Source organism: Cupriavidus sp. MPR-AND1C (assembly GCF_058809705.1).
The window spans coordinates 1-6,182 of sequence record NZ_JBXASU010000165.1; the positions used below are offsets into that span (position 1 = coordinate 1).

Sequence of the window (6,182 nt, forward strand, 5' to 3'; positions counted from 1 at the left end):
CCCGCTTAGCTAGGAACCACGAGAAACGCAGCCCATGGTTTTTTCCAGCGTGGCGGCGTAGCCAGCGCCCGCCCTCTCCCCCGGCCCCTCCCCACCAGTGGGAGAGGGGAGACCACATGCGCGGTGCCAGCCGGGTCAAGAGTCAACAGTGAACAGTGAACAGTCAAAAGGCCCGGCACCCTGGAGTGCCGGGCCTTGCCCGCATTTTGCGCCAATCAACCGGTGGCGTCAGCCACCTTGCCACGCGCCGAGCGCCGGGCCAGCCAGCCCAGGATGCGCGGGATCAGCACCACCGCCACCGTCATGGCCAGGATGGTGGCCGAGATCGGCTGGGTCACGAAGATCGACCAGTCGCCCTGGCTGATCGACAGCGCATTGCGCAGCTGCTTCTCGGCGATGGGCCCGAGGATCATGCCCACGATCACCGGCGCGGTGGGGAAGTCGAAGCGGCGCATGGCCATGCCCAGCACGCCGATGATGAACAGCAGCAGCAGGTCGAACCACGACTGGCGGATGCCGTAGGCGCCCAGGCCCGCGAAGATCAGGATGCCGCCATACAGCAGCGGCGTGGGGATGCGCAGCATGCGCACCCACAGGCCGATCGCCGGCAGGTTCAGCACCAGCAGCATCACGTTGCCGATATACAGCGAAGCCAGCAGGCCCCACACCAGGTCGCCCGAGGTCTGGAACAGCATCGGGCCCGGCTGCAGGTTGTAGTTCTGGAACGCCGCCAGCAGGATCGCGGTGGTGTTCGAGGTGGGGATGCCCAGCGTCAGCAGCGGGGCCAGCGTGGCCGTCACGGCGGCGTTGTTGGCGGCCTCGGGGCCCGCCACGCCTTCGATCGCGCCCACCGTGCCGAACTCATCCTTGTGCTTGGACAGTTTTTTCTCGGTGGCGTACGACAGGAAGGTCGGGATCTCCGCGCCGCCAGCCGGGATCAGGCCGAAGGGGAAGCCGATGATGGTGCCGCGGATCCACGCCGGCACCGAGCGCTTCCAGTCCGACTTGGTCATCATGACCGAGCTGAGCTTGTTGAAGCCGCCAGCGGGCTGCGGGAAGAAGGCGTTGAACAGCGCCTCGCCCACCGCGAACAGGCCGACCGCGACCACCACGATGTCGATGCCGTCGTACAGCTCCTGCACATTCATCGAGTAACGCGTCTGGCCCGACAGCGAGTCCATGCCGATCAGGCCGATGCCCAGGCCCAGGAACAGGCTGGTCATGCCGCGCAGCAAGGACGAGCCCAGCACCGCCGACACCGTGGTGAAGGCCAGCAGCATGATCATGAAGTACTCGCCGGGCCCGAACTGCAGCGCCACGTCGGCCGCGACCGGCGCGAACATCGACAGCAGCACGGTGGCGATGGTGCCGGCGGCGAACGAGCCGATGGCCGCGGTGGCCAGCGCCGGGCCGGCGCGGCCGCTCTTGGCCATCAGGTTGCCTTCCATCGCCGTGACCATGGTCGACGACTCGCCCGGCGTGTTCATCAGGATGGAGGTGGTGGAGCCGCCGTACATGGCGCCGTAGTAGATGCCGGCGAACATGATCAGCGCAGCGGTGGGTTCCACCTTGGCGGTCAGCGGCAGCAGCATCGCTACCGTGAGCGCGGGGCCGATGCCCGGCAGCACGCCGATGGCGGTGCCCAGGAAGCAGCCCACCAGGGCCCACATCAGGTTGATTGGCGTGATGGCGATGGCAAAGCCATGCATCAGCAGATTAAGCGTATCCATGGATCATCAGCTCCGTTCAGAACCCGGCGACGGGCAGCAACGGCAAATTGATGCCGAGCAGGAATTCAAACAGTGCCCACATCGGCAACGTAATGCACAGGCCGATCAGGGCATCGCGCACAAAGCGCTTGCTGCCGTAGCCACGTGCCACGCAGACCATCAGCAGGGTCGACGCCAGCACAAAGCCCAGCGTGCCGATCAGCGCCATATTGGCCACCAGGCCGGCGGCCACCCACAGGAAGCCGCGGAAATTGTGCGGGGCGTCGGGCAGTTCGGCGTCTTCTTCCGGCATGTTGCGAAAGCCGCCGCGAATGCCTTGCCAGGTCAGCGCCGCGCCGCATGCGGCCAGGCCGATGGCAACCAGCGTGGGCATGAAGCGCGGCGACAGGCCGGCATAGCCTTCGTCGCCGGAGATGCCAGACAGGCCGACGAAGTAGAAGGCGGAGAGCAGCAATACGGCAATGCCGATCGCCAGGTGTGAGGGTTTCATGATTGGAAGTGGCTCCTTCAAGCGGTGCCTGCGGCCGTGTTGTCCGGCCCTTGGCGTCCCGCGGTTTGTCGTCCCCGCTCAAGGCGGGGGTCCGGCGATGTGTAGTTTGGTTTTTGGGTATCGCAGGTGGACACCGGACCCCCGCCTGCCGCATGCGCACCGAGCGTTACGGTGCGCCGCAGGCAGGGCCGACAGGTAAAACGCTGAAACGATCAAGCAGTGAAACGCTCGGGCGGGGCAGCTTACTTCGCCACGCCCAGCTCGCGCAGCGAACCGCCCAGGCGGGCCGACTCGCTGTCCACGAACTTGCCGAACTCGTCGCCGGTCAGCAGGAACGGAGTCCAGTCATTCTTGGCCAGCGTTTCCTTCCACAGGGGGGTCTCGGTCGCCTTGACCACCGCATCCACCAGCGCCTTGCGTTGCTCGGCGGTGATGCCCGGCGCGCCGTACACGCCGCGCCAGTTGTAGATCTCCACGTTGATGCCCTGCTCCTTGAGCGTCGGGATATCGGCGGTGCGGTCCTTGGAGGTCACGGCCAGTGCGCGCATCTTGCCGCTCTTGATGAAGGGCAGGAACTCGGACACGCCGGCCAGGCCGACGGTCACGTGGCCGCCCAGGATCGAGGCCGAGGCTTCACCACCGCCCTGGAAGGGCACGTAGTTGATCTTCTTCGGGTCCACGCCGCTTTCCTTGGCCACCAGGCCCGCCAGGATGTGGTCGATCGAACCCTTGGAGCCACCGCCCCAGCTCACGCTGCCCGGGTTGGCCCTGAGCTGCGCGGTCAGGTCCTTCATGGACTTCAGCGGCGAGTTCGCCGGCACGGTGATCACCATGGTGTCGGCGAACAGGCGAGCGATCGGGGTAGCGTTCTTCAGCGTGACCGGGGGATGGTTGGTTTCGATGGCGCCAACCATCACCGCGCCGGTGACGATCATTGCGTTGGGGTTGCCCTTGTCGGTATTGACGAACTGCGTCAGGCCGATGGTGCCGCCCGCGCCGCCCTTGTTGTCGTAAGAGGCCGTCTTGGCCACGCCGGCGGAAACCAGCGCCGCACCCAGCGAGCGGCCGGTCTGGTCGAAACCGCCGCCCGGGTTGGCGCCGATCATGAACTTCACGCTGTCGAGCGCGAACGCGGGCGCGGCGGCCACGGTGGCGGTGATCGCGGCCGAAGCCATGACGACGTGGGCAAAGCGATGAATCGAACGACGCATTACGGTCTCCTGTTCTTTTTCAGAGGATTGCCGGTGAACGGTTGCCGGCGTTGCTGGCGAGGACCGACCCGGAGGTGTCCGGCTGGCAGTGAAGCTGGCTGTCGGGGGCGGGAGAGTCGTGCGGTGCGCCGGCGCTGCGTGCGTTGACCGGGTGGCTCGGCGTTGTCTCCTGTCCCTGGCAGCGCTTGCATGCCGGACTTGTTCTTGGCTTTCTGACTTGGTCTGGCCGGTACAGCGGCCATGGCGCGATTCTAGGGGGTAGAAACTGTCAAAAGGCTGTCAATTTGTCAGGCAATGGGGTGGGGTTTACGTGGGGATGGATGTATGGACATTTGCTCTTTTAGACTTTTTGGTCTTTTTAGCGCCCTCTCATGTCCTGTCATGCCCTCTGATGTCCTGTCATTCCCCGGTCGGCAGCGTCAGGACCGCCCGGACCCCTTTGCCCTGCAGCCCAGTCCCCAGCGCTACCGTGCCTCCGAAGCGCGCCGCCATTTCGCGGGAAATGGCCAGTCCCAGGCCGGAGCCCGGCTCCACGTTCCCAACCCGCCGGTAGAACCGCGCAAATACTTTCTCGCGTTCCTCGGCAGGAATGCCCGGCCCGTCGTCCTCGACCACCAGGCAGGCGGCGTCCCCGACGCGCGCGGCGGAAAGCGTGATGCGGCTGCCGCGCGGCGAATACTGGATCGCGTTGTGGACAAGATTGGCAAAGGCTTCGCGCAACAGCGCGGCATCGGCCCGCACGGGCAGCGCCAGCCCCTGTGGCCGCTCCCAGCCAAAATCCTGCTGCTTGCCGCGCGCCAGCGGCAAGTAGTCCAGCGCCACCTGCTCGGCCACGGCCACGGCATCGATCAGCTCCAGCGGTTCGGCGTCGCCAGGCGCGTCGCTGCCTGGGTGCTGCCGTACCCGCGCCAGCGCCAGCAACTGGTTGGTCAGGCGCGCGGCCTGCTCCAGCTGCGTGACGATGCCGCCTACCGCCTCCCCGGCGGCATCCCGCGCGCGCGCCGGGTCGGCGCTGGCGCAAAGCTGGCGCTGGGCGAATTCGGCCTGCGTCTTGAGGATGGCCAGCGGCGTGCGCAGCTGGTGCGCGGCGTCGGCGATGAATTGCGCCTGGGCCTGCGTCATGGCGGCCGAGCGCGACACATGGAGGTTGACCGCGTCAACCAGCGGGCGGACTTCCATGGGCACATGGTCGAAGGCCAGCGGCGTGAGGTCGTCGGCGGAACGCGCCTGCACGTCGTCGCGCACGCGCGCCAGCGGGCGCAGCACATAGGTGATGCCGGCCACCAGGATGCCCGCGCTGATCAGGATCAGCAGCACGTCGCGCGCCAGCGCGCCGCGCCACACGGTGGCGATCAGCGCAAAGCGCGGCTCGGCGGTTTCCGCCACCTGCACGAGCACGCGCATGTGGGCGTTGGGACGATACACCGGGTGCGCCAGCACGGCGATGCGCACCGGGTCGCCGCGATAGTCGGCGTCGTAGAAGCGAGGCTGGTTGCTGGCGATCTCTCCCCTGGGCAGCGGCAGGTCGTCGTAGCCGGTGACGGTTTCGATCTTGCCGTTGCGTTCCAGCGAGACGCGGTAGAAGACATGGGTCTGCGCCGCGGTCTCGAACATCTCCATGGCGGCATCCGGCAGCGCGATCTGCACGCTTTCGCCGGCCATGCCGATGGCGTTGTCGATGGCGCGCACCGAGCCGTACAGCGAGCGGTCGTACGCCGCGTTGGCCGCATCGCGCAGCGTGCCGTAGGTCAGCCACGTGTCGAGCGCCATCATGGCCGCCAGCGCGGGCACGAGCAGCAGCAGCAACTGACGGCGCAGGCTGCCTTGCAGCCAGTGCCGCAACCAGTGCCGTGGCAGGCGGCTCAGCATCAGGGCTGTCCTTCCGGTTCCAGCAGGTAGCCGAAGCCACGCAGCGTGACGATGGTCACGCCGTGGCCCGAGAGCTTCTTGCGCAGCCGGTAGACCAGCACTTCGATGGCATCGGGGCTGACGTCGGCATCGAGCGAGAACACCTTGTCGAGCAGTTGTGCCTTGGTCAGCGGCTGGCCGCTCTTGGCCAGCAGCGCGCCCAGCAGGGTCGATTCGCGCGGGGTCAGCGCGAGCGGCGCGCCTTCAAGCGTAAAGCTGCGCGTTTCGCCGTCGAACACCAGCGTGCCGCACTGCAGGCGCGGATGGGCGCGGCCGCGGCTACGCCGGATCAGCGCCAGGATGCGGGCTTCCAGCTCGGCAATGGCAAAGGGCTTGGGCAGGTAATCGTCGGCGCCAAGGTTCAGGCCGCGCACGCGCTCGTCGAGCGTGTCTTGCGCGGTCAGGATCAGCACCGGGGTGCGGTCGTCGCGCCCGCGCATGGATTTGAGCACGGCCAGCCCGTCCTTGCCGGGCAGGCGCAGGTCCAGCACCACCACGTCGTATTCCTCGGCCATCAGCCGCGCCTCGGCCTGCAGGCCATCGGCCACATGCTCGATGACGAAGCCGCCCTGCTCCAGGGCACGCGCAACCCAGCGCGCCAGTTCAATCTCGTCTTCCACCAGCAATAAGCGCACGGCGGTCCTCCCCTGCCAGATAAGCGTCCGTTTGAAATCATGCGATGGCTCTGCCGCCATGGCTGGCAAGGCCGCCGCCCCCGCGAGGACACGCCGCGGGCGCTTATAATACCTCCGCCCCGGGCTGCGCGCGGCGAGTGCGCCATGGCCCCTTTTGGCCACCGATGTCACCACCGATGGGTCCCGCCTTGCGCAAGCTGCCCCCCTC

General features: G+C 67.2%; 5 protein-coding genes. All 5 read right to left on the bottom strand.

Annotated features, from left to right (window positions below; genetic code table 11):
• Positions 1-215 precede the first annotated feature (215 nt).
• The 5 genes from AC1RWI_RS37425 to AC1RWI_RS37445 all read right to left on the bottom strand — a co-directional run bounded on the left by AC1RWI_RS37425 (position 216) and on the right by AC1RWI_RS37445 (position 5,974).
• Positions 216-1,730 (bottom strand): tripartite tricarboxylate transporter permease, encoded by a 1,515-nt coding sequence (locus tag AC1RWI_RS37425; RefSeq protein ID WP_006162311.1) that lies wholly within the window; start codon positions 1,728-1,730, stop codon positions 216-218.
• 16 nt (positions 1,731-1,746) lie between these two features.
• Positions 1,747-2,220 carry a tripartite tricarboxylate transporter TctB family protein gene (locus AC1RWI_RS37430; protein WP_043350988.1) on the bottom strand — a complete coding sequence of 158 codons (474 nt, stop codon included), beginning with the start codon at positions 2,218-2,220 and terminating at the stop codon, positions 1,747-1,749.
• Positions 2,221-2,462: 242 nt separating this feature from the next.
• Positions 2,463-3,431: a tripartite tricarboxylate transporter substrate binding protein gene (locus AC1RWI_RS37435; protein WP_082054954.1), complete on the bottom strand. Its 969-nt coding sequence runs from the start codon at positions 3,429-3,431 to the stop codon at positions 2,463-2,465.
• 399 nt (positions 3,432-3,830) lie between these two features.
• Positions 3,831-5,300: a sensor histidine kinase gene (locus tag AC1RWI_RS37440; RefSeq protein WP_043350992.1), complete on the bottom strand. Its 1,470-nt coding sequence runs from the start codon at positions 5,298-5,300 to the stop codon at positions 3,831-3,833.
• Complete coding sequence (locus tag AC1RWI_RS37445; RefSeq protein ID WP_043352486.1) at positions 5,300-5,974, bottom strand: response regulator; 675 nt, start codon at positions 5,972-5,974, stop codon at positions 5,300-5,302. Before AC1RWI_RS37445 ends, AC1RWI_RS37440 begins: the two co-directional genes overlap by 1 nt.
• Positions 5,975-6,182: the final 208 nt, after the last annotated feature.